General features: G+C 56.5%; 23 protein-coding genes. 17 read left to right on the forward strand and 6 right to left on the reverse strand.

The annotated features are described in order from the left end of the window. Window positions 1-86 precede the first annotated feature (86 nt). Complete coding sequence (gene cysQ / locus EAE_RS09705) at window positions 87-830, forward strand: 3'(2'),5'-bisphosphate nucleotidase CysQ (protein WP_015704189.1); 744 nt, start codon at window positions 87-89, stop codon at window positions 828-830. On the opposite strand, the gene EAE_RS09710 is transcribed toward cysQ, so the two are convergent. Next, complete coding sequence (locus EAE_RS09710) at window positions 820-1,377, reverse strand: YtfJ family protein (RefSeq protein WP_015704190.1); 558 nt, start codon at window positions 1,375-1,377, stop codon at window positions 820-822. The genes cysQ and EAE_RS09710 overlap by 11 nt on opposite strands. 319 nt (window positions 1,378-1,696) lie before the next feature. On the opposite strand from EAE_RS09710, the gene EAE_RS09715 reads away from it, so the two are divergent. Next, window positions 1,697-1,903, forward strand: a complete 207-nt coding sequence (locus tag EAE_RS09715; protein WP_015368594.1) for a DUF1107 domain-containing protein — start codon at window positions 1,697-1,699, stop codon at window positions 1,901-1,903. A 63-nt stretch (window positions 1,904-1,966) separates the two neighbouring features. Here EAE_RS09715 and paeA read toward each other — a convergent pair whose 3' ends face one another. Next, window positions 1,967-3,319, reverse strand: coding sequence for a polyamine export protein PaeA (gene paeA, locus EAE_RS09720; RefSeq protein WP_015368593.1), 1,353 nt, complete (start codon window positions 3,317-3,319; stop codon window positions 1,967-1,969). 181 nt (window positions 3,320-3,500) lie between these two features. Beyond that, window positions 3,501-4,139 carry a peptide-methionine (S)-S-oxide reductase MsrA gene (gene msrA / locus EAE_RS09725; RefSeq protein ID WP_015704191.1) on the reverse strand — a complete coding sequence of 213 codons (639 nt, stop codon included), beginning with the start codon at window positions 4,137-4,139 and terminating at the stop codon, window positions 3,501-3,503. A 202-nt stretch (window positions 4,140-4,341) separates the two neighbouring features. Between msrA and tamA the strand changes: the two genes are divergently transcribed. The 3 genes from tamA to EAE_RS09740 are packed head-to-tail and all read left to right on the forward strand — an operon-like array spanning window position 4,342 to window position 10,192. Continuing rightward, window positions 4,342-6,075, forward strand: a complete 1,734-nt coding sequence (gene tamA / locus EAE_RS09730; RefSeq protein ID WP_015704192.1) for an autotransporter assembly complex protein TamA — start codon at window positions 4,342-4,344, stop codon at window positions 6,073-6,075. Beyond that, window positions 6,072-9,848, forward strand: coding sequence for an autotransporter assembly complex protein TamB (tamB, locus tag EAE_RS09735; protein WP_015704193.1), 3,777 nt, complete (start codon window positions 6,072-6,074; stop codon window positions 9,846-9,848). Before tamA ends, tamB begins: the two co-directional genes overlap by 4 nt. Before the next feature lie 2 nt (window positions 9,849-9,850). Beyond that, window positions 9,851-10,192, forward strand: a complete 342-nt coding sequence (locus EAE_RS09740; RefSeq protein WP_015704194.1) for a gamma-glutamylcyclotransferase family protein — start codon at window positions 9,851-9,853, stop codon at window positions 10,190-10,192. Between the two features lie 115 nt (window positions 10,193-10,307). Here the strand turns inward: EAE_RS09740 and ppa are convergent, their stop codons facing one another. Then, on the reverse strand, window positions 10,308-10,838 hold the full coding sequence (ppa, locus tag EAE_RS09745; RefSeq protein ID WP_015368588.1) for an inorganic diphosphatase: 531 nt from the start codon (window positions 10,836-10,838) through the stop codon (window positions 10,308-10,310). Window positions 10,839-11,242: 404 nt separating this feature from the next. Between ppa and ytfQ the strand changes: the two genes are divergently transcribed. From ytfQ to yjfF, 4 genes are all read left to right on the forward strand, one after another. Beyond that, entirely contained in the window at window positions 11,243-12,199 is a 957-nt protein-coding gene (ytfQ, locus tag EAE_RS09750) for a galactofuranose ABC transporter, galactofuranose-binding protein YtfQ (RefSeq protein ID WP_015704195.1), read from the forward strand. Between the two features lie 103 nt (window positions 12,200-12,302). Beyond that, a complete protein-coding gene (gene ytfR, locus EAE_RS09755) occupies window positions 12,303-13,805 on the forward strand; it encodes a galactofuranose ABC transporter, ATP-binding protein YtfR (RefSeq protein WP_015704196.1) in 1,503 nt (500 codons plus the stop codon). Between the two features lie 10 nt (window positions 13,806-13,815). Further along, window positions 13,816-14,841 carry a galactofuranose ABC transporter, ATP-binding protein YtfT gene (ytfT, locus tag EAE_RS09760; protein ID WP_015704197.1) on the forward strand — a complete coding sequence of 342 codons (1,026 nt, stop codon included), beginning with the start codon at window positions 13,816-13,818 and terminating at the stop codon, window positions 14,839-14,841. Then, window positions 14,828-15,826: a galactofuranose ABC transporter, permease protein YjfF gene (gene yjfF / locus EAE_RS09765; protein ID WP_015704198.1), complete on the forward strand. Its 999-nt coding sequence runs from the start codon at window positions 14,828-14,830 to the stop codon at window positions 15,824-15,826. Before ytfT ends, yjfF begins: the two co-directional genes overlap by 14 nt. Window positions 15,827-15,868: 42 nt before the next feature. Here the strand turns inward: yjfF and fbp are convergent, their stop codons facing one another. Next, complete coding sequence (gene fbp, locus EAE_RS09770; RefSeq protein ID WP_015368583.1) at window positions 15,869-16,867, reverse strand: class 1 fructose-bisphosphatase; 999 nt, start codon at window positions 16,865-16,867, stop codon at window positions 15,869-15,871. A gap of 174 nt (window positions 16,868-17,041) precedes the next feature. On the opposite strand from fbp, the gene mpl reads away from it, so the two are divergent. Beyond that, a complete protein-coding gene (mpl, locus tag EAE_RS09775; protein ID WP_015368582.1) occupies window positions 17,042-18,415 on the forward strand; it encodes a UDP-N-acetylmuramate:L-alanyl-gamma-D-glutamyl-meso-diaminopimelate ligase in 1,374 nt (457 codons plus the stop codon). Between the two features lie 68 nt (window positions 18,416-18,483). Beyond that, window positions 18,484-19,005, forward strand: a complete 522-nt coding sequence (locus tag EAE_RS09780) for a GNAT family N-acetyltransferase (RefSeq protein WP_015704199.1) — start codon at window positions 18,484-18,486, stop codon at window positions 19,003-19,005. Window positions 19,006-19,058: 53 nt separating this feature from the next. Here the strand turns inward: EAE_RS09780 and yjgA are convergent, their stop codons facing one another. Further along, window positions 19,059-19,610, reverse strand: a complete 552-nt coding sequence (gene yjgA / locus EAE_RS09785; RefSeq protein WP_015704200.1) for a ribosome biogenesis factor YjgA — start codon at window positions 19,608-19,610, stop codon at window positions 19,059-19,061. Window positions 19,611-19,704: 94 nt separating this feature from the next. Here yjgA and pmbA point away from each other — a divergent pair, with 94 nt between their 5' ends. From pmbA to EAE_RS09815, 6 genes are all read left to right on the forward strand, one after another. Further along, on the forward strand, window positions 19,705-21,057 hold the full coding sequence (gene pmbA, locus EAE_RS09790) for a metalloprotease PmbA (RefSeq protein ID WP_020079799.1): 1,353 nt from the start codon (window positions 19,705-19,707) through the stop codon (window positions 21,055-21,057). 64 nt (window positions 21,058-21,121) lie between these two features. Next, window positions 21,122-21,508 carry a cytochrome b562 gene (cybC, locus tag EAE_RS09795; protein WP_047079372.1) on the forward strand — a complete coding sequence of 129 codons (387 nt, stop codon included), beginning with the start codon at window positions 21,122-21,124 and terminating at the stop codon, window positions 21,506-21,508. A gap of 289 nt (window positions 21,509-21,797) precedes the next feature. After that, on the forward strand, window positions 21,798-22,136 hold the full coding sequence (locus EAE_RS09800; protein ID WP_015368577.1) for a PRD domain-containing protein: 339 nt from the start codon (window positions 21,798-21,800) through the stop codon (window positions 22,134-22,136). A 10-nt stretch (window positions 22,137-22,146) separates the two neighbouring features. Next, window positions 22,147-22,509: an SFCGS family glycine-rich protein gene (locus tag EAE_RS09805; protein ID WP_015368576.1), complete on the forward strand. Its 363-nt coding sequence runs from the start codon at window positions 22,147-22,149 to the stop codon at window positions 22,507-22,509. 2 nt (window positions 22,510-22,511) lie between these two features. Then, the gene (locus EAE_RS09810; protein WP_015368575.1) at window positions 22,512-22,811 is read left to right on the forward strand and encodes a DUF4312 family protein; all 300 of its coding nucleotides are present in this window, start codon (window positions 22,512-22,514) and stop codon (window positions 22,809-22,811) included. Between the two features lie 21 nt (window positions 22,812-22,832). Further along, on the forward strand, window positions 22,833-23,609 hold the full coding sequence (locus tag EAE_RS09815) for a DUF4311 domain-containing protein (RefSeq protein ID WP_015368574.1): 777 nt from the start codon (window positions 22,833-22,835) through the stop codon (window positions 23,607-23,609).

Here is a 23,609-nt window from a genome sequence, read left to right on the forward strand (position 1 = left end):
AGTGTTATCACAGATAGCGGAACTGGTGATGATGCGATATAAATAAAACAACGAGTTAACGCCACTGTAACCAGAAGAGGTGGAGAATGTTAGAACAAGTATGTCAGCTTGCACGGACCGCGGGCGATGCCATCATGGATGTCTACGATGGGAACCAGCCGATGGATGTGAGCAGCAAAAAGGATGATTCTCCGGTTACCGCGGCGGATATCGCCGCGCATAAAGTCATTGTCAGCGGCCTGCAGGCGCTGGATGCAGCAATCCCGATCCTCTCCGAAGAGGATCCGCCGGCGTGGGAAGTGCGGCAGCACTGGCAGCGCTACTGGCTGGTCGATCCGCTGGACGGCACCAAAGAGTTTATCAAGCGCAACGGCGAATTCACCGTTAATATCGCGCTGATTGAAAACGGCAAACCGACGCTGGGCGTGGTGTACGCGCCGGTGATGAAAGTGATGTACAGCGCGCAAAATGGCAAGGCGTGGAAAGAAGAGTGCGGCGTGCGCAAGCAGATTCAGGTTCGCGATGCTCGCCCGCCGCTGGTGGTGATTAGCCGCTCCCACGGTAATGACCCGGAGCTGCAGGAGTATCTGGAGCAACTGGGCGAGCACCAGACCACCTCAATCGGTTCGTCGCTGAAATTCTGCCTGGTGGCGGAAGGCCAGGCGCAGCTCTATCCGCGCTTTGGGCCGACCAGCACCTGGGACACTGCCGCCGGTCATGCGGTCGCGGTAGCCGCCGGGGCGCACGTTCACGACTGGCAGGGTAAAACCCTCGACTACACGCCGCGTGAATCCTTCCTCAATCCCGGCTTCCGCGTCTCTATTTATTAAGCAGCTTATGCAGCAGGCCGACAACCTGCTGCACCTCTTGCTGGGTCAGCGCGCCGTCTTTTGCCCACTGAACACGCCCGTCTTTATCTAACACCACAATTGCCGAACTGCCTTCATCGAGCTGCCAGGCTTTGCGCGCGAGGCCGTTGCTGTCGACGATAAACTGCGACCACGGATAGAGCTGCTTATTGCTCTCAATACTGCTGCGCACGAACATCCCGGAGCCGGGGATAGCGTCGTCGGTATTGACGATGGTAGTGGTCTGATAGCGGTCGTGCGGCAGGCCAGCCGCCTTAATCGCCTCAATCAAATTGGCATTTTTCTCTTTTGCCGAGGTACGCCCGGCAATATGCTGGATAACGCGCACTTTTCCCGCCAGCTGCGAGCTATTCCAGTTTTTGTAGCTAAACTTATCGTTATTCAGTATTAGTTCTCCGCGATCGGCGATGCCTACCGGCGCGACGCGCTGACCGTCGACAAAATTATGCGCCGAAGCCATTAACGGCAACAGGAGGGCGGAAACCGCCAGCAACTTACGTAGGGTCATGAGATATCCTTTTTTATATGCAGGTGATCCGACCACTTGGTCTTGTTTAATGATAAGTGCGATTCGTCGCCATTACCCGCAAGCGTGATGCCAGTTTGCGTGCCAACGCACACATTCGACCAAAAACGGAAACTTATACTAACAACTACGTATGCCTGAAACGAAAATTCTGAATTATTGTCATCAAAGGGTAAAAAAACTTCTACAGACTGGGTGTCTTCGGAAATCTGGACTATAGTTTTAGGGCATTAAAATTTGCGCTCCCGATACGCGGGCTAACTGTGGCACCGCAGGAGCGTAACCCTGGCAGGAGACAACAATGAAAATTTTCCAACGCTACAATCCGCTGCAAGTGGCGAAGTACGTGAAGATCCTGTTTCGTGGACGGTTGTACATCAAGGACGTTGGCGCTTTTGAATTTGATAAGGGAAAAATCCTTATCCCGAAGGTTAAGGACAAGCTGCATTTCTCAGTGATGTCCGAAGTCAATCGTCAGGTTATGCGTCTGCAAACTGAGACCGCATAACGTGGTATGACGGCACGAAAAAAGACGGCTCCCGATGGGAGCCGTTGATGTTTTCAGGGCCGCTTACGCCGCGCCTTTCTCTTTTTTCGCCGCTTCTTCGATATCAGGCAGTTTCGGTACCAGTACCGTTGGTTTGTTGTCGATGCGGGTGACCAGCAGCTGGTCGATACGGTAGTTATCGATATCCACCACTTCAAACTTGTAACCGGAGAACTTCACCGCATCGGTGCGCTTCGGGATCTTACGCAGCATGAACATCATAAAGCCGCCGATGGTCTCGTAATTATCGGACTGCGGGAACTCATCGATATCCAGCACGCGCATCACGTCGTCGATCGGCGTCCCGCCGTCAATCAGCCAGGAGTTCTCATCGCGGGCGACGATTTGTTCTTCCAGCCCCTGGCCGACCAGGTCGCCCATCAGGGTAGTCATGACGTCGTTGAGGGTGATAATCCCTACCACCAGCGCGTATTCGTTCATGATCACCGCGAAGTCTTCGCCGGCGGTTTTAAAGCTTTCCAGCGCTTCAGAGAGCGTCAGGGTATCCGGCACGATCAGCGTATTGCGGATCTGCACGCCGCCGGTTAACACCAGGCTCTGGTTTGCCAGCACGCGGTTCAGCAGGTCTTTGGAATCGACGTAGCCGATGATGTGATCGATATCTTCGTTACATACCAGGAACTTGGAGTGCGGGTGTTCCGCCACTTTATTCTTCAGGCTCTGCTCGTCTTCGTGCAGATCGAACCAGATCACGTTTTCACGCGGCGTCATCGAAGAGGGGACGGTACGGGATTCCAGCTCAAAGACGTTTTCAATTAATTCGTGTTCCTGTTTACGCAGTACCCCGGCCAGCGCACCGGCTTCCACCACCGCGTAAATATCATCAGAGGTGATGTCGTCTTTACGCACCATTGGGATTTTAAACAGGCGGAAGATGTTGTTCGCCATGCCGTTAAACAGCCACACCAGCGGGCGGAAGACCAGTAAACAGAAGCGCATCGGGTTGATGATGCGCAAAGCCACGGCTTCTGGCGCAATCATACCGATGCGTTTCGGCGTCAGGTCAGCAAACAGGATGAACAGGCTGGTGACCAGGGTGAAGGAGAAAATAAAGCTCAGCTGCTCGGAAAGCTCCGGCGACATGTAGCGGCTCAGTACGCTGTGGAAAGCAGGCGAAAAGGCGGCATCGCCGACGATACCACCGAGAATGGCCACGGCGTTAAGGCCGATCTGCACGACGGTGAAGAAGGTGCCAGGGTTTTCCTGCATTTTGAGAACGCGCTGCGCGTTCACATTGCCTTCATCAGCCAGCAATTTGAGTTTGATTTTACGTGATGCGGCCAGTGAGATTTCAGAGATCGAAAAAAATGCACTGACGGCAATAAGGAAAAGTATTACTAAAATACTGTTTAACATATCTTTTCTGACCGTTGAGGCCAGATCCTCGGAAGGGAAGTGGATAACTCTTTTAATGTGGAATACATAAAAAACCGGTCCGAAGGCGCTGGACCGGCTATGACACAGCGTAGTATAGCGTAAATGTCTGTAAAGCCACCAGAGCGATAATTATTCTCGCCAGCGGCCTTACTCTTCAGGATTACGCCTGCGGGGGGAGGCAAACGCCAATCCCGCCGATACCGCAGTAGCCGTACGGATTTTTGTGCAGATACTGCTGATGATCGTCCTCGGCATAGTAGAACGGTTTCGCCGTGGCGATTTCGGTGGTGATCTCGCGGGTGTCGTTGGCGTCGCGCATCGCTGCCTGGTAACGCAGCATGCTGGCCTGCGCCGCTTCAAGCTGCTCTGGCGTCAGCGGGTAGATAGCTGAACGGTACTGCGTGCCGTGGTCGTTACCCTGCTGCATCCCTTGCGCCGGATCGTGGTTCTCCCAGAAAATCTGCAGCAGTTGTTCATAGCTGATGACCTGCGGGTCATACACCACGCGCACCGCTTCCGCGTGCCCGGTGTCGCCGCTGCAGACTTCGCGATAGGTTGGATTTGGCGTGTAGCCGCCGGTATAGCCCGCCGCGGTGCTGTAGACCCCCGGCAATTGCCAGAACAGACGCTCGACGCCCCAGAAGCAGCCCATCGCGAACAGCGCGACCTCCATTCCTTCAGGAACATTGGTCATTGAGTGGCCGTTAACGGCGTGGAGCGTTGCTACCGGCATCGGCGTGTTGCGCCCCGGTAGTGCATCCGCCTGGGCGACAAGATGCGTTTTATCAAATAGACTCACGGTTGGCCTCGCAATTTGTGGTTAAGGTTGTAACGTCGCGTATCTTTTTAGACAATAAACACGCTCAATACGTCTAAATTTAAACATAAGAATTATTTGGGTTACCGTCACTTTTTCAACCCTTAGTTGTTAGGGTTTTGTTAAGCCGTGGAGCGGCACTTGCGTTTCCTTCGGGGGGAAACAAGGATATTCAGGAGAACACGTGCAACAAATCCGCCAGATATGCGTTACCAGCCTTTTGCTGGTCAGCGGGGTCGCCAGCGCAGCGAATGTGCGTTTGCAGGTTGAGGGGTTATCCGGGGAACTGGAAAAAAACGTCCGCGCCCAACTATCCACGATCCAGAGCGATGAGGTCACGCCGGACCGTCGCTTTCGCGCGCGCGTCGATGACGCCATCCGCGAGGGCCTGAAAGCGCTGGGTTATTATGAACCCACTATCGATTTCGATCTGCGTCCGCCGCCCAAAAAAGGGCGTCAGGTACTGATTGCCAAAGTAACTCCTGGCGAGCCGGTGCGCATTGGCGGTACCGCGGTTATCCTGCGCGGCGGCGCGCGCACCGACCACGATTATCTGGACCTGCTGAAAACGCGTCCGGCAATTGGCACGGTACTCAATCACGGCGATTATGACGGCTTCAAAAGCTCGCTCACTAAGGTGGCGCTGCGTAAAGGCTATTTCGATAGCGAGTTCAATAAAAGCCAGCTCGGCGTGTCGCTCGACCGCCATCAGGCTTTCTGGGATATAGATTACAACAGCGGCGAGCGCTACCGCTTTGGACCGGTAAGCTTTACCGGTTCGCAGATCCGCGAAGAGTACCTGCAAAATCTGGTGCCCTTTAAACAGGGTGATTATTACACCTCGCAGGATTTGGCGGAGCTGAACCGCCGACTGGCCGCAACCGGCTGGTTTAACTCGGTGGTCGTCGCCCCGCAGTTTGATAAATCACGTAAAACCAAGGTGCTGCCTCTGCAGGGCGTCGTTTCGCCACGCAAAGAGAACACCGTGGAAACCGGGGTCGGTTATTCGACAGACGTTGGGCCGCGCGTGAAAGCAACATGGAAAAAGCCGTGGATGAACTCCTATGGCCACAGCCTGACCTCCAGCATCAGCCTATCCGCGCCGGAGCAACAGTTCGATTTCAGCTACAAAGTCCCGCTGTTAAAAAGCCCGCTTGAGCAGTATTACCTGATGCAGGGCGGTTTTAAGCGTACCGACCTTAACGATACCAAGGCCGACTCCACCACCCTGGCGCTGTCGCGCTATTGGGAGATGTCGAGTGGCTGGCAGCGCGCGATTAATTTGCGCTGGAGTCTGGACCACTTTACCCAGGCTAACGTCACCAATACCACCATGCTGCTTTATCCCGGCGTCTCGGTGAACCGGACCCGCTCCCGCGGCGGCCTGATGCCAACCTGGGGCGATTCCCAGCGCTATTCGGTGGACTACTCCAACACCATGTGGGGCTCGGACATTAACTTTATCGTCATGCAGGCGCAGGACGTGTGGATCCGCACCCTCTATGACCGCCACCGCTTCGTGGTGCGCGGCAACCTCGGCTGGATTGAAGCCGATGACTTCAGCAAAGTTCCGCCGGATCTGCGTTTCTTCGCCGGTGGCGACCGCAGCATTCGTGGTTATAAATACAAGTCGATCTCGCCGAAAGACGACGACGGCAAGCTGATCGGTGCGTCAAAGCTGGCGACAGGCTCGCTGGAGTATCAATACAACGTCACCGGAAAATGGTGGGGGGCGATGTTTATTGACAGCGGCGAAGCGGTGAGCGACATCCGTAAAAGCGATTTTAAAACCGGCGCGGGCGTCGGCGTGCGCTGGCAATCGCCGGTCGGGCCGATCAAGCTGGATATCGCCAGACCTATCGGCGACAAAGAAGAACACGGTTTACAGTTTTATATCGGTCTGGGGCCTGAATTATGAGTTTATGGAAGAAGATAAGCCTCGGCGTATTACTCTTTTTAGTGTTGCTGATTGGCGCGGTCGGCTTTTTAGTCGGCACTACTACCGGTTTGCATCTGGTACTGAAAGCGGCGGACCGCTGGGTGCCGGGGCTGGAGATCGGCAAGGTTACCGGCGGCTGGCGTGACCTGACCTTACAGAACGTGCGCTTCGAACAGCCGGGCGTGGCGGTGACGGCCGGCCAGTTCCATCTCGGCGTCAAGCTGCGCTGCCTGTGGGATAGCAGCCTGTGCGTAAACGATATCTCGCTGCGTGATATCTACGTCGCTATCGATACCAAAAAGATGCCGCCTTCGGCGCCGGTAGAGGAAGAGGATTCCGGCCCGCTGAACCTCTCGACGCCATACCCCATTACCCTCAGCCGCGTGGCGCTGCATAACGTCAATGTCAAAATCGACGACACCGCCGTTTCGCTGCGCGATTTCTCCACCGGCCTGAACTGGCAGGAGAAAAACCTGACCCTGACGCCGACTTCGCTCCAGGGCTTGCTCATCGCCCTGCCGAAGGTAGCAAAAGTGGCGCAGGAGCAGGTGGTGGAGCCGAAAATTGACCATCCGAAACCGGAAGAGAAGCCGCTTGGCGAGACGATGAAAGATCTGTTCTCGCAGCCGGTGCTGCCGGAAATGGTCGATGTACATCTGCCGCTGAACCTTAATATTCAGGAGTTCCGCGGCGAACAGCTGCGCCTGACCGGCGACACCGATATGACCGTCTACGACCTGCTGCTGAAGGTGAGCAGCATCGACGGGCAGATGAAACTTGATGCGCTGGACGTCGATTCCGACCAGGGCAAGGTTACCGCTTCCGGCACCGCGCAACTGCAGGATAACTGGCCGGTCGACATCACCCTCGACAGCACGCTGAACATCGACCCGCTGAAAGGCGAGAAGGTAAAGCTGAAAGTTGGCGGCGAACTGCGTAAAAAACTGCAGGTCGGCGTTGATTTAGCCGGCTCGGTGGCCATGACCCTGCGCGCCGAAGCGCAGCTGGCGGAAGCCGGTTTGCCGCTGAATATGGAAGTGAAGAGTAAGCAGCTGTACTGGCCGTTTACCGGCGAGAAACAGTTCCAGGCGGATGATCTGCATCTGAAATTCAGCGGCAAAATGACCGACTACACCATGGCGTTTAGTACCGCGGTGAAAGGACAGTCGCTGCCGCCGGCTAAAATTACCCTTAATGCTAAAGGCAATGAACAGCAGGTGAACCTGGATAAGCTGACCGTAGCGGCGCTGGAGGGGAAAACCGAACTGAAAGCGTTGCTCGACTGGCAGCAGGCGATCAGCTGGCGCGGCGAATTGACCCTCGATGGCATTAATACCGCCAAAGAGGTGCCGGACTGGCCGTCGAAGCTGAACGGGATTATCAAAACCCAGGGTAGCCTGTATGGCAGCAGCTGGCAGATGGCGGTTCCCGAGCTGAAAATTACCGGCAACGTGAAACAGAATAAAGTGGATGTCCACGGTTCGCTGCAGGGTAACAGCTATATGCAGTGGAAAGTGCCGGGACTGCATCTGGCGCTTGGCCCAAACAGCGCCGATGTGAAAGGCGAGCTGGGGGTGAAAGACCTCAATCTCGACGCCACCATCGATGCGCCGCATCTCGATAACGCGTTGCCGGGGCTCGGCGGTACGGCGAAAGGTCTGCTGAAGGTGCGCGGCACCATCGATGCGCCGCAGCTGCTGGCGGATATCACCGCTCGCGCTTTACGCTGGCAGGAACTGACGGTAGCCCAGGTCAACGTCAAAGGCGATGTCAAATCCAGCGACCAGATTGGCGGTAATCTTGACGTACGCGTCGATCGTATCAGCCAGCCGGGCGTTAACATCAGCCTGGTGCAGCTGAATGCCAAAGGGACTGAGAAGCAGCACGATTTACAGCTGCGCGTACAGGGCGAGCCGGTGTCGGGCCAGTTGACGCTGGCGGGCAGCTTCGATCGTAAAGAGGAGCGCTGGAAGGGCACCCTGAGCAATACCCGTTTCCAGACGCCGGTAGGGCCGGTGGCGCTGACGCGCAACATTGCGCTGGATTACCGTAATCAAGAACAGAAAATCAGCATCGGGCCGCACTGCTGGAGCAACCCGAATGCCGAGTTGTGCGTACCGCAGACCATCGATGCCGGCGCCAGCGGGCGCGCGGTGGTCAATCTCAACCGTTTCGATCTGGCGATGCTGAAGCCGTTTATGCCGGAGGCGACCCAGGCAAGCGGCGTGTTTAGCGGTAACGCCGATGTGAGCTGGGATACCACCAAAGAGGGGCTGCCGCAGGGCAAAGTCACCCTCAGCGGGCGCAACGTCAAAGTCACCCAGACGGTCAACGACGCACCGCTGCCGGTGGCTTTCGATACGCTTAACCTCAGCGCCGACCTGCATAACAACCGGGCGCAGTTGGGCTGGCTGATACGCCTGACCAACAACGGCCAGCTTGATGGCCAGGTGGAGGTGACCGACCCGCAGGGGCGGCGTAACCTGGGCGGCAACGTCAACATTAGCAACTTCTCGCTGGCGATGATTAACCCGATCTTCGCTCGCGGCGAGAAAGCAGAAGGCAAGCTTAATGCCCGTCTGCGTCTGGGCGGCAACTTACAGAGCCCGCAACTGTTTGGTCAGATGCAGTTGAGCGGCGTTGATATCGACGGCAACTTTATGCCGTTTGATATGCAGCCGAGCCAGCTGGCGATGAACTTCAATGGAACGCGTTCGACCCTGCAGGGGACGGTGAATACCAAACAGGGGCAGATTGCGCTGAGCGGCAACGCCGACTGGACGCAAATCGACAACTGGCGCGCGCAGATTGCGGCGAAGGGTAGCCGGGTGCGCATTACCGTGCCGCCGATGGTCCGCCTGGATGTCTCTCCGGATGTGGTGTTTACCGCCACGCCAAGCCTGTTTAACCTCGATGGCCGCGTTGACGTACCTTGGGCGCGTATTGTGGTGAACGAGGTGCCGGAGAGCGCGGTGGGCGTCTCTTCTGATGAGGTGATGCTGGATAAAGATCTGAAGCCGATTAAGCCGCAGAGCGCCGGTATTCCGATCAACAGCAACCTGACGATTCACGTCGGCAACAACGTGCGTCTGGACGCTTTCGGCCTGAAAGCGCGTCTGACCGGCGATCTGAAAGTGGCGCAGGATAAGCAGGGGCTGGGGCTCAATGGCCAGATCAATATTCCGGAAGGTCGTTTCCACGCTTATGGTCAGGATCTGATCGTGCGTAAAGGCGAGCTGCTGTTCTCCGGGCCGCCGGATCAGCCGCTGCTCAATATCGAAGCGATTCGTAACCCGGAAGCCACCGAAGACGACGTGATCGCCGGCGTTCGCGTCACCGGTTCTGCCGATCAGCCGAAGGCCGAGATCTTCTCCGACCCGGCAATGTCGCAGCAGGAAGCGCTTTCTTATCTGTTACGCGGTCAGGGTTTAGGCAGCGAACAGAGCGATAGTGCGGCAATGACCTCAATGCTTATTGGAATGGGGGTTGCACAAAGTGGTCAGGTTATGGGTAAAATCGGCGAGACGTTTGGCGTAAGCAATTTGGCGCTGGATACCCAGGGGGTAGGCGACTCCTCCCAGGTGGTGGTCAGCGGCTATGTGCTGCCAGGTCTTCAGGTAAAATACGGCGTCGGCATCTTCGACTCTTTGGCGACGCTTACCCTGCGTTATCGCCTGATGCCTAAGCTATATATGGAAGCGGTGTCTGGCGTAGACCAGGCTCTCGATTTGCTCTATCAGTTTGAGTTTTAGCAATGCGAATATTTGTTTACGGCAGTTTACGACGCAAACAAGGCAACAGCCACTGGATGACCAACGCCCAGTTGCTGGGCGCTCATAGTGTCGACGATTATCAGCTGTACAGCCTGGGCCACTATCCAGGCGCGGTGCCGGGCGAGGGCACAGTACATGGTGAAGTGTATCGTATCGACGCATCGACGCTGGCCGAGCTGGATGCGCTGCGCACCAAGGGCGGTGAATACGCGCGCCATCTGATCCAAACGCCTTACGGCAGCGCGTGGATGTATGTCTACCAGCGCTCCGTCGAGGGGTTTGCGCAGATTGAGAGCGGAAACTGGTTGGACAGAGACCAGTAATTGAAAACGACAACGCCACCTTCGGGTGGCGTTGTTTTTTGGCCGTCTGAAACCAGAACAGGCCCATACAAAAACACCGCCCGGAGGCGGTGTTTTTTATGCTGGATAAACAGAATTACTTCTGTTTAGCGCGCTCGAAGGAAGCTACGATTTCAGCTTTAGCCGCTTCAGCGTTGTCCCAACCGTCGACTTTAACCCACTTGCCTTTTTCCAGATCTTTGTAGTGCTCGAAGAAGTGAGTGATCTGGGCTTTCAGCAGTTCCGGCAGGTCGTTCACATCTTTGATGTGATCGTATTCTTTGCTCAGCTTGGTGTGCGGTACCGCAACCAGCTTGGCATCTTCACCGGATTCGTCGGTCATTTTCAGTACGCCAACCGGACGGCAGCGGATAACTGAGCCTGGTTGCAGCGGGTACGGAGTCGGGACCAGCACGTCAACCGGGTCGCCGTCCAGGGACAGGGTGTGGTTGATGTAGCCGTAGTTGCACGGATAGAACATCGCAGTGGACATGAAACGGTCAACGAACAGTGCGCCGCTCTCTTTGTCAACTTCGTATTTGATTGGGTCTGCGTTAGCTGGGATTTCGATAACGACGTAGATGTCTTCCGGCAGCTCTTTGCCCGCAGGTACGTTGAGTAAGCTCATGTCTGTTTCCTTTAAAAATGTTTGGCAAACAAGTGCCCGGTATTATAGCCAACTCACATCGAATGTCTTCGCTTCTTTTTGCCAGACTATGGGGGGAAGCGTCTGAATTTCTCCTCATCAGATAACCCTAAAATCCATAAAGATAGCTACATTCTGAATAATTTTGTGTAACCGTTTTCAATGTTGCGAGCGGCGGTTATCCAGAAGGCAAATTTTCGTCATTAGCGCAGGGCATGCCGTTGGGCGGGAAGCCTTATCGCCGCTCAGCTCAGACAAATCGCACCAATTAACATTTTATTTACTTTTTCGAAGTGTGATGTAACGCATTCAGTTACATAACGGATTGTCTATAGTTTGTTCGCAGGTGAGCATTTAACCAACAATAACCCTACGAGGAACATCTTATGTGGAAGCGCTTACTTCTCGTCACCGCGGTTTCGGCAGCTATGTCGTCTATGGCGATGGCCGCCAACCTGACCGTAGGATTTTCGCAGGTCGGCTCTGAATCGGGCTGGCGCGCGGCCGAAACGAATGTTGCTAAGGAAGAAGCGGCGAAGCGTGGCATCACCCTGAAGATTGCCGATGGTCAGCAAAAACAGGAAAACCAGATTAAAGCCGTGCGCTCATTCATTGCCCAGGGCGTGGACGCGATCTTTATCGCGCCGGTGGTGGCGACCGGCTGGGAGCCGGTGCTAAAAGAAGCGAAAGAGGCCAATATCCCGGTGTTCCTCCTCGACCGTTCGATCGACGTTAAAGATAAGTCGCTGTATATGACCACCGTCACCGCCAACAACGTGCTGGAAGGCCAACTGATTGGCGACTGGTTGGTGAAAACCGTTGATGGCAAGCCGTGTAACGTCGTGGAGCTCCAGGGCACCGTGGGCGCCAGCGTCGCTATCGATCGTAAGAAAGGCTTCGCCGAGGCGATTGCCAAAGCCCCCAACATCAAGATTATCCGCTCGCAGTCCGGCGACTTCACCCGCAGTAAGGGGAAAGAGGTGATGGAGAGCTTTATCAAAGCAGAGAATAACGGCAAGAACATCTGCATGGTCTACGCCCATAACGATGACATGGTCATCGGCGCGATTCAGGCCATCAAAGAGGCCGGGCTGAAGCCGGGCAAAGATATCCTCACCGGTTCTATCGACGGCGTGCCGGATATTTATAAAGCGATGATTGCCGGCGAGGCGAATGCCAGCGTCGAGCTGACGCCGAATATGGCCGGTCCGGCGTTTGATGCGCTGGAAAAATACAAAAAAGACGGCACCCTGCCTGAGAAGCTGACCATCACCAAATCGACCCTCTACCTGCCGGATACGGCAAAAGAAGAGTTAGAGAAGAAGAAAAATATGGGCTACTAAGCCTTCATGAAAATGCCGGGGGCTTTACGCTTGCCCGGCCTACATTGCGCTCTTTTGTAGGCCGGATAAGCGTAGCGCCATCCGGCGTGATGCAGGGGGAATCATGACCACCGACCAACATCAGGAAATCCTCCGCACCGAAGGATTAAGCAAATTCTTTCCCGGCGTCAAAGCGCTGGATAACGTTAATTTCAGCCTACGGCGCGGCGAAATCATGGCCCTGTTGGGCGAAAACGGCGCCGGAAAATCGACGCTGATAAAAGCGCTCACCGGTGTGTACCATGCCGAACGCGGGGCGATTTGGCTGGAAGGGCAGCAAATATCGCCGAAAAACACCGCCCACGCTCAGCAGTTGGGTATCGGCACCGTTTACCAGGAAGTTAACCTGCTGCCAAATATGTCGGTGGCGGATAACCTGTTTATTGGCCGCGAGCCGAAGCGCTTTGGTCTGCTGCGGCGCAAAGAGATGGAAAAACGCGCTACCGCGCTGATGGCCTCTTACGGCTTCTCGCTCGACGTGCGCGAACCGCTGAACCGTTTTTCGGTGGCGATGCAGCAAATCGTCGCCATCTGCCGGGCCATCGACCTGTCGGCGAAAGTATTAATCCTCGATGAACCGACCGCCAGCCTGGACACTCAGGAAGTGGAGATGCTGTTCACCCTGATGCGTCAGCTGCGCGATAACGGCGTCAGCCTGATTTTCGTGACCCACTTTCTCGACCAGGTCTATGCCGTCAGCGACCGTATTACCGTGCTGCGCAATGGCAGTTTCGTCGGCTGTCGGGAGACCCGCGAGCTGCCGCAAATCGACCTGGTCAAAATGATGCTGGGGCGCGAGCTGGACCATCAGGCGCTGCAGCGCGCCGGGCGCACGCTGCTTAGCGATAAGCCGGTGGCGGCATTTGAAGATTTTGGCAAGAAGGGCACGATTGCGCCGTTTACTCTGCAGGTGCGGCCGGGCGAGATCGTCGGCCTGGCCGGGCTGTTGGGATCCGGGCGCACCGAAACGGCGGAGGTCATTTTTGGCATCAAGCCTGCCGACAGCGGTAAAGCGTGGATCAAGGGCAAGCCGCAAACGCTGCGCTCGCCGCATCAGGCTTCCTGCCTCGGCATTGGCTTCTGTCCGGAAGATCGTAAAACCGACGGCATCATCGCCGCTGCTTCGGTGCGGGAAAATATCGTGCTGGCGCTGCAGGCGCAGCGCGGCTGGCTGCGGCCGATCCCGCGCCGTGAACAGCATGAGATCGCCGAACGCTTTATTCGCCAGCTAGGCATTCGCACTCCCAGCGCTGAACAACCGATCGAATTTCTCTCCGGCGGCAACCAGCAGAAGGTATTGCTGTCGCGCTGGCTGCTGACCAAACCCCAGTTCCTGATCCTCGATGAGCCGACGCGCGGTATCGATGTCGGCGCCCACGCCGAGATTATTCGCCTGATAGAAACCCTCTGCGCCGATGGCCTGGCGCTGCTGGTTATCTCCTCCGAACTGGAAGAGCTGGTGGGCTACGCCGACCGGGTGATCATCATGCGCGATCGCCAGCAGGTGGCGGAAATCCCGCTTGCCGAGCTATCGGTCCCGGCGATCATGAACGCGATTGCGGCATAAGGAGCCCAGCATGATGCCCAGAACCGTACCACAAAGCGGACAGCCAAAACGGCGCTTTAGCTGGCCGAAAGGGATGCCGCAAATTATCGCTCTCCTGCTGGTATTAGCGGTGGATAGCCTGGTGGCGCCGCATTTCTTCCAGGTGCTGCTGCAGGATGGGCGGCTGTTTGGTAGCCCGATTGACATTCTCAACCGCGCGGCGCCGGTGGCGCTGCTGGCGATTGGCATGACGCTGGTCATCGCCACCGGCGGCATCGATCTGTCGGTCGGTGCGGTGATGGCTATCGCCGGGGCGACCGCCGCCTCAATGACCGTCGCCGGGCACAGCCTGCCGGTGGTGCTGCTCGCCGCATTGGGCGCAGGCGCGCTGGCCGGCCTGTGGAACGGCATTTTGGTGGCCGTGCTGAAGATCCAGCCTTTTGTGGCCACGCTTATCCTGATGGTCGCCGGGCGCGGCGTCGCGCAGCTGATTACCTCCGGGCAGATAGTCACCTTTGATTCACCGGCGCTTTCCTGGCTCGGCAGCGGCTCCCTGTTGCTGCTGCCGACGCCGGTGATTATTGCCGTCGCAACGCTACTGTTGTTCTGGCTGTTTACCCGCCGGACCGCGCTCGGCATGTTTATTGAGGCGGTGGGGATCAATATCCGTGCGGCAAAAAATGCCGGGGTGAATACCCGCATCGTGGTGATGCTGGCCTATGTACTAAGCGGTATTTGCGCGGCGATTGCCGGCATTATCGTCGCGGCGGATATCCGCGGCGCCGACGCCAACAACGCCGGATTGTGGCTGGAGCTGGACGCCATCCTGGCGGTGGTGATCGGCGGCGGTTCGCTGATGGGCGGGCGCTTCAATCTGCTGCTGTCGGTGGTGGGGGCGTTGATTATCCAGGGGATGAACACCGGGATTTTACTCTCCGGTTTCCCGCCGGAGCTCAACCAGGTGGTGAAAGCGGTGGTGGTGCTGTGCGTACTGATCGTTCAGTCTCCGCGCTTTATCGGTCTACTGAAAGGGGTACGCGGCCGTGATAAAACGTAATTTACCTTTGATGATCACCCTCGCGGTATTCGTGCTGGGCTATCTCTACTGCCTGACCCAGTTTCCGGGTTTTGCTTCGACGCGGGTGATTTGCAATATCCTGACCGATAACGCTTTCCTTGGGATCATCGCCGTCGGCATGACCTTCGTGATCCTCAGCGGCGGTATCGATCTGTCGGTCGGGTCGGTGATTGCCTTCACCGGCGTGTTTCTTGCCAAAGCGATCGGCTTTTGGGGGATCTCGCCGCTGCTGGCCTTTCCGCTGGTACTGGCCATGGGCTGCGCCTTCGGCGCGTTTATGGGATTGCTGATCGATGCGCTGAAAATTCCGGCATTTATCATCACCCTCGCCGGTATGTTTTTCCTGCGCGGCGTGAGCTATCTGGTCTCGGAAGAGTCGATTCCTATTAACCATCCGCTGTATGACACTCTGTCCGGGCTGGCGTGGACCATCCCCGGCGGCGGCCGCCTGAGCGCGATGGGGCTGCTGATGCTGCTGGTGGTGGTGCTGGGAATTTTCCTCGCCCATCGTACCCGCTTTGGCAACCAGGTTTATGCTATCGGCGGCAACGCCACGTCGGCCAATTTGATGGGCATTTCGACGCGTAGCACCACCATTCGCATCTATATGTTGTCGACCGGTCTGGCGACGCTTGCCGGCATCGTCTTCTCTATCTACACCCAGGCGGGCTACGCGCTGGCGGGCGTCGGCGTGGAACTGGATGCTATCGCTTCGGTGGTGATAGGCGGCACGCTGCTTAGCGGTGGCGTCGGAACGGTCCTGGGGACGCTGTTCGGCGTGGCGATTCAGGGGCTTATTCAGACCTACATCAACTTTGACGGTACGCTCAGTTCATGGTGGACGAAGATAGCCATCGGCATCCTGCTGTTTATCTTCATTGCGCTGCAGCGTGGGCTGACGGTGCTGTGGGAAAATCGCCAGAATGCGGCGGTGACTCGCGTAGGTGGGGCGATGAATCGCTAACAGGGAACTCCCTTCCCGCAGGGCGGGAAGGGAAGGTAGAAATTAAGCGTCCGGGAACTCTTTAATGAAGTTCTCGACGTCTTCTACCATGTGGTCGTTGCCGACGAAGAACGAACGGCGCTGGTGCAGGCTTTCCGGGATGATATCGAGAATACGCTCTTTACCATCGCTGGCTTTGCCGCCAGCCTGTTCCGCCAGCATCGCCATCGGGTTGCATTCGTACAGCAAACGCAGTTTCCCTTGCGGGTGGCTGGCGGTGCTCGGATACAGGTAGATGCCGCCTTTCAGCAGGTTACGGTGGAAGTCGGCCACCAGAGAACCGATATAGCGCGAGGTGTACGGGCGCTGGGTCTCTTTATCTTCTTCCTGACAGTACTTGATGTACTTCTTCACGCCCATCGGGAACTTGATGTAGTTACCTTCGTTGATAGAGTAGGTTTTGCCTTTCTCCGGGAAGCGCATCCGCTCCTGGCTCAGGCAGAAGACGCCGAGTGACGGGTCGTAGGTAAAGGCGTGCACGCCGCAGCCGGTGGTGTAGACCAGCATGGTGGAGGAGCCGTAAACCACATAACCCGCGGCAACCTGTTTGTTACCCGGCTGCAGGAAGTCTTCTTCGGTGACCGGCGTACCGACCGGCGTGACGCGGCGGTAGATAGAGAAGATAGTCCCCACGGAGACGTTAACGTCAATGTTGGAGGAGCCATCCAGCGGATCCATCAGCACAACGTATTTGGCGTGTTCGCACCCTTCGAAGACCACGATTTCATCTTCTTCTTCCGAGGCGATACCGGCGACGATATCACGTGCGCGCAGTGCAGCTTTTAATTTTTCATTCGCGAACAGGTCCAGCTTCTGCTGAACTTCACCCTGAACGTTTTCCGCACCGCTGGCACCCAGGATATCGACCAGACCGGCCTTATTGATATCGCGGTGGATGATCTTGGCGCCCAATTTTATTGCCGACAACAAAGCAGTCAGCTCACCGGTAGCGTGGGAGAACTCGTGCTGCTTTTCGACAATAAATTCACCTAACGTTTTCATAACTCGTTCCCTGCATTTTTATGTTGAGTAAAACGAACGCAACAATCTTAACAAATAATAAAAAAACTGCGCACAGGTGAATCGCGCCAGCAAATGCAGATTTGCCTGAAATGCATTTCTCAGGGGGCCTACATATGGGTAAAATGCGGGTCAGATTAATGAGGGAAGTAACGAATGCGCATTCATATTTTAGGAATCTGTGGCACGTTTATGGGGGGGCTGGCAATGCTGGCACGTTCCCTCGGGCATCAAGTAACCGGCTCGGATGCTAACGTTTATCCGCCAATGAGCACCCTGCTGGAAAACCAGGGCATCGATCTGATTCAGGGGTACGACGCCAGCCAACTGGACCCGCAGCCGGACCTGGTGATTATCGGCAACGCTATGACCCGCGGTAATCCGTGCGTCGAAGCGGTACTGGAAAACAACATTCCGTACATGTCCGGCCCGCAGTGGCTGCACGACTTCGTTCTGCGCGACCGCTGGGTGCTGGCCGTCGCCGGTACTCACGGTAAAACCACCACCGCCGGGATGGCGACGTGGATCCTCGAAGCCTGCGGCTATAAGCCGGGCTTCGTTATCGGCGGCGTACCGGGGAACTTCGATGTTTCCGCACGCCTGGGCGATAGCCCGTTCTTCGTGATTGAAGCCGACGAATATGACTGCGCCTTCTTCGACAAGCGTTCCAAGTTCGTTCACTACTGCCCGCGCACGCTGATCCTCAATAACCTTGAGTTTGACCATGCGGATATCTTTGACGACCTGAAAGCGATTCAGAAACAGTTCCACCACCTGGTGCGCATCGTGCCGGGCAAAGGCAAAATTATTCTGCCGGAGAGCGACATCAACCTGAAGCAGGTGATGGCGATGGGCTGCTGGAGCGAACAGGAGCTGGTGGGCGAACAGGGCCACTGGCAGGCGAAGAAACTCAACGCCGATGCCTCGCAGTGGGAAGTCCTGCTCGACGGCGAAAAAGTTGGCGAAGTGAACTGGGCGCTGGTCGGCGAGCATAATATGCACAACGGCCTGATGGCGATTGCCGCGGCGCGTCATGTCGGCGTGGTGCCGGCGGATGCCGCTAACGCGCTGGGCAGCTTTATCAACGCCCGACGTCGCCTTGAGCTACGCGGCGAAGCCAACGGCGTGACCGTTTACGACGATTTTGCCCACCATCCGACGGCCATTCTCGCGACGCTGCAGGCGCTGCGCGGCAAAGTCGGCGGCACCGCGCGTATTCTGGCGGTGCTGGAGCCGCGTTCCAACACCATGAAAATGGGTGTCTGCAAAGACGATCTGGCGCCGTCTCTCGGCCGCGCCGATGAAGTCTTCCTGTTACAGCCGCAGCATATCCCGTGGCAGGTGGCGGAAGTGGCGGAAGCCTGCGTACAGCCGGCGCACTGGAGCGCCGACGTCGATACGCTGGTGGACATGATAGTGAAAACTGCGCATCCGGGTGACCATATTCTGGTGATGAGCAACGGCGGCTTCGGCGGCATTCATCAGAAGCTGCTGGATAAACTGGCGCAAAAAGCGGTCGCGGCAGAATAAGCGCGAACGCCTCCGGTTACTGCCCTCCGCGTGAGGGCAGTTTTGTTTTTGCCACCAGGGATTGTGTGATGCTGACCTGTGAAAGAGTACTTTCTACCGACTCGCCCCATTTCGCCATGCTTGACGCGCTGTACGCCCGCGCCTTTCCGTGGCACGAACAGCGCGAAAGCGATGCCAAACTTCAGGCGCTGAGCAACCCGCACTATGCGTTGGAAGCGTGGTTTGATGACGGGGGATTTATTGGCCTGAGCGGCTGCTGGCAGTTTGCCGGTTATAGCTATATCGAACATCTGGCGATTGACGACACCCTTCGTTCGCGCGGTTATGGCAAACAGCTGCTGGCGCAGATCCTGACGCGCGCGCCGCTGACCATTCTGGAAATCGATCCGCTCACCAGCGAAATCGCCCATAAACGGCTGCGTTTTTATCAGTCGATGGGATTCCATGCCAATGCCTGGGCGCACCGCCATCCGACCTATCATCAAGGGATCGACGATCATGAACTGCTGGTGTTGAGCTATCCGCAGCCGATCGATGCGGCGCAGTATCAGCAGTTTGCCCGCGATTTAGGGCGAGAGGTGATGGGGTAGCCCGGATAAGGCGCAACGCGCCGCCATCCGGGAGATGGCGGTTAGCGTGGGGACTAGCCTTCGTTTTCGGCCAGTTCGCGCAGATACTGGAAGATCAGGCGCGCGGATTTCGGCGGCTTGTTGCCTTCTTTCTCTTTCTTGGCATTACGGATCAGTGAGCGCAGCTGCTGACGGTCAGCGTCTGGCCACAGGTTCAATACTTCTGCGACCGCATCATCGCCATTATCAATCAAACGATCGCGGATTTGTTCCAGCTTATGGAACAGCGCAACCTGCTGGTTGTGACGGTTCTTCAGCTTATCCAGCGCCTGGCGAATCGGATCGACGTCGCGGTTACGCAGCATTTTACCAATCAGCTGCAGCTGGCGGCGGCGGCCTTCTTTCTTGATACGCTGGGCGAGTTCAATGGCGTCGCGCAGGTCGGTATCGAGCGGCAGCTTATCCAGCGCGTTCTTACCAAGGTCTACCATTTCCGCGCCAAGACGCTTCAGTTCTTCCGCATCGCGCTTAATTTCACTCTTGCTGACCCAGATAATTTCATCATCTTCATCTTCAACGTCATCACCGGGCACGTCGTCGAGCCAGTCTTCGGGCTGCTTTGTCATCTCAGGCTCCTTAAAAAAGAGGCTAATGTTACCAGTTAAGGCGCGCACTGAAAAACGGTTCTCTGTTAGACTTCAGTTAACTCCTTCTTACATTATGGCATTAGCAATGAAAGTCATCTCTCAAGTTGCACAGCAGCGTAAGACGCTGGAAGAAGCCGTTAGTACGGCACTGGAACTGGCGGCAGGCAAATCCGACGGTGCGGAAGTCTCCGTCAGCAAGACCACCGGCATCGGCGTCAGCACCCGCTACGGTGAGGTGGAGAATGTTGAATTCAATAGCGACGGCGCGCTGGGCATCACCGTTTATCATCAAAACCGTAAAGGCAGCGCCTCGTCGACCGACCTGAGCCCGGACGCTATCGCCCGTACCGTGCAGGCGGCGCTGGATATCGCGCGTTACACCTCGCCGGACCCGTTTGCCGGCGTGGCGGATAAAGAACTGCTGGCCTTTGACGCCCCGGATCTGGACCTGTTCCATCCGGCGGAGGTCTCTCCGGATGAAGCCATCGAGCTGGCCGCCCGCGCCGAGCAGGCCGCCCTGCAGGCCGACAAACGCATTACCAATACCGAAGGCGGCAGCTTCAACAGCCACTATGGAATTAAAGTTTTCGGTAACAGCTACGGCATGCTCCAGAGCTACTGCTCTACCCGCCACTCGCTCTCCAGCTGCGTGATTGCCGAAGAAAACGGCGATATGGAACGCGACTACGCCTACACCATTGGCCGCGCTATCGGCGACTTACAGACCCCGGAGTGGGTCGGCAACGAATGCGCCCGTCGCACTTTGTCGCGCCTGGCGCCGCGTAAGCTGTCGACGATGAAAGCGCCGGTTATCTTCGCCAACGAAGTGGCCACCGGGCTGTTTGGCCACCTGGTCGGGGCGATTGCCGGCGGCGCGGTCTACCGTAAATCGACCTTCCTGCTCGACTCCCTCGGCAAACAGATCCTGCCGGAGTGGCTGACCATCGAAGAACACCCGCATCTGCTGAAGGGGCTGGCCTCCACGCCGTTCGACAGCGAAGGCGTGCGCACCGAACGTCGCGACATCATCAAAGACGGCGTGCTGACCCAGTGGCTGCTGACTAACTACTCCGCGCGCAAGCTGGGTATGAAAAGCACCGGCCACGCCGGCGGTATCCATAACTGGCGCATCAACGGCCGCGGCCTGAGTTTTGCAAAGATGCTTAAAGAGATGGGCACCGGGCTTGTGGTCACCGAATTGATGGGGCAGGGTGTTAGTGGCGTGACCGGCGACTACTCGCGCGGCGCATCCGGTTTCTGGGTAGAAAACGGCGAAATTCAGTATCCGGTCAGTGAGATCACCATCGCCGGAAATCTGAAAGAAATGTGGCGTAATATTGTCACCGTCGGCGACGATATCGAAACGCGCAGCAATATTCAGTGTGGTTCCGTGCTGCTGCCGGAGATGAAAATCGCCGGTCAATGACCTGTGTGCCGGGCGCGTCCTGCCGCGCCCGTTTGATATCTTCATAATAAAAAGGAAGTGAGCAATGCGTAAAAAACTGTTAGCGATGCTGGCCGTCTCTGCTTTTGCGCTCGGTTCGGCATCGGCGTTCGCCGACCTTGGCGAAGACATGGACACCCTTGCGGAAAACCTGCAGGTGGTACAAAAAACCTCTGACATTGGCGAGCTGAAAGCGGCGCTGAATAAGATGCGCACCGCTGCGGTTGACGCGCAGAAAGAGACGCCGCCAAAACTGGAAGGCAAAGCGGCCGATAGCCCGGAGATGAAAGATTTCCGCCACGGTCTGGAAACGCTGGTCGGCCAGATCGACGGCGCGCTGAAGTTATCTGACGCTGGTAAGCTGAAAGAGGCGCAGGCTGCCGCGGAGGACTTCAAAACTACCCGCAATACTTACCATAAGAAGTATCGCTAATCGCCATTTTCGGGAGGCGTCAGCCGATGTCTCCCGCCTAAAAGCCTACCTGTATCACATTTTTCCCTTTTCTTTTTCCGGTCTTTCTGCGGTCGTTTTCCGCTAAACCTCGCTCATTGTTGTGATGTGCATCACGTCATATCGCCTGTTTTTACATTTATCCGGCGAATATGTGGAGTCGATCACCTAAGCCTTCTCCCTTTCCACTTCGAAGTGGAAAACAACTCGCTACAAACTCCTGACCCCCGGCGCTACTTTGGATTCCAGAGACATCAGCGGGGTAACACAAGTGAATAACGGAGCGGTAATAAACGACGTAGGGGAGCAGGCGGCGCAGACCGAACGCCTGGCTGACAAGATGTTACAGCAGGTATTCGCCCTGTTAAGCCGTCACGACATCGTCCCTAACGACGTTCAGGAGCAAATGCTGACTTCCCACGTGCGGGCCATGGCCCACCGGTCAATCAGCGGCGAACCGCTACCGGAAGTGGATGCCAGTCTGTTCGAAGAAATTTCTGAAGATTCAATGATGCTGGCCCGCGAAGTGGTCGCACAGTTCGGCAACCTGCCTGATGAAGAGGCCTGGTTGTTGTCCGTCCACTTCGAAGTCGCAAAAGAAAACCTGTAAGGAGCAAAACATGGAACAAATCACCGTAGTTATTGGCGACCGTCTGGGTAAAGGACAAAAAGTCGCGGCAGGCGCAGAAAAAGCCGGCGCACGTGCAGTGGTCGTCCCTGGCGTTGCTGCAGATATGAAACTTGGCGACATGATGAAAGCGGAAAACGCCTCTTTCGGCATCTCCTTCTGCGGTAGCGGCGGCGCAGGCGCCATCACCGCGCAGACCAAGTACGGTTACAAAGCAAAATACGGCATGCGTTCTATTGAAGAGGGCGTCACCGCCATCAACGAAGGCTGCAACGTGCTGGGCTTCGGCTTCATGGATAAAGAAGAGCTGGGCGAGCGCCTGGTTGAAGCCTGGAAAAAGAAATACGGCGCATAAGTATGAAAGAGCAATTCACCACCACGGTGAGGGTTGCAGGCAAAGGCGAAAGCAAATCACGGGCCTTCGCCGATGCCCTGAACCATGTGCAGGCTGCGGTGATGAAATCATCATCGCGCATCCTACTGCGTATTGAGCCACAGGACGTGACGGTTGTTCATGCGCGCGAAGCGGTACGAAAAGAGGCGTTTCTGTTCATCTTTTTGCGCCGTGAACGACGGACCTACAGCGTGGAGCTGGACGTCACCGTCAACGTGACCGCCATCGATCTCGATAAAGTGGATTTCGTCACGCAAACCTGATTGTTACCAAAGGGTCAGACTATGTTCCTGATAATTTTAATAAAATCGCTCATCATCGGCGGCCTGGTCGGCGTCGGCGTGGGCGCCGGAGCGGCACGCATGTTTCACGCGCCCACCACGCAAGGGATGGGGGCGTTTCGTACCTTGGGCGAGCTGAATTCCTGCGAAGGCGATCCGGCTTCTCACTTCTCTTTTGGTCTCGGCTTCTTCTTTAACGCCTGGGCCTCTTCCGTTGCAGCAGGCTCCTTCACTCAGGACGTTGACCACCGCATTATCCCGAACTGGGGCGCGGCGGCGTTGATGGTGAAAAATCGTAACGTTGGCGAAACGCTACACGATCCGAAAAAAATGGCCATTGCCTGCGGCATCATCGGCATGATCGTCGTCGCCTTCCTTAACCTGACCGCCTCTTCCGTACCGGAAGCGCTGCAGGTCACCGCCGTTAAGGTATTGGTTCCGGCGGCAAACCTGCTGGTGAACACCGTGATGCCGGTGATTTTCTGGCTGGCGGCTATCGATGCCGGTAAGAAATCAGGCTTCTGGGCGACGATTTTCGGCGGCGCGGCGCAGCTGATTATGGGGAACGCCGTACCGGGTCTGGTACTGGGGATCCTGATCGGTAAAGGCGTGGAAGAGAGCGGCTGGAACCGGGTAACCAAAGTGATGATGATCGCCATTGTCGCGTTGTTCGTCCTCAGCGGCTTCTTCCGCGGCTTCGACATGAAGATGCTCGAATCCTTCCATCTGACCGTGCCGAACTGGCTGGACATGATCCACAACTCACTCAGCGGCAAGTAA

The organism is Klebsiella aerogenes KCTC 2190 (assembly GCF_000215745.1).
In the GTDB taxonomy this organism is placed as follows: domain Bacteria; phylum Pseudomonadota; class Gammaproteobacteria; order Enterobacterales; family Enterobacteriaceae; genus Klebsiella; species Klebsiella aerogenes.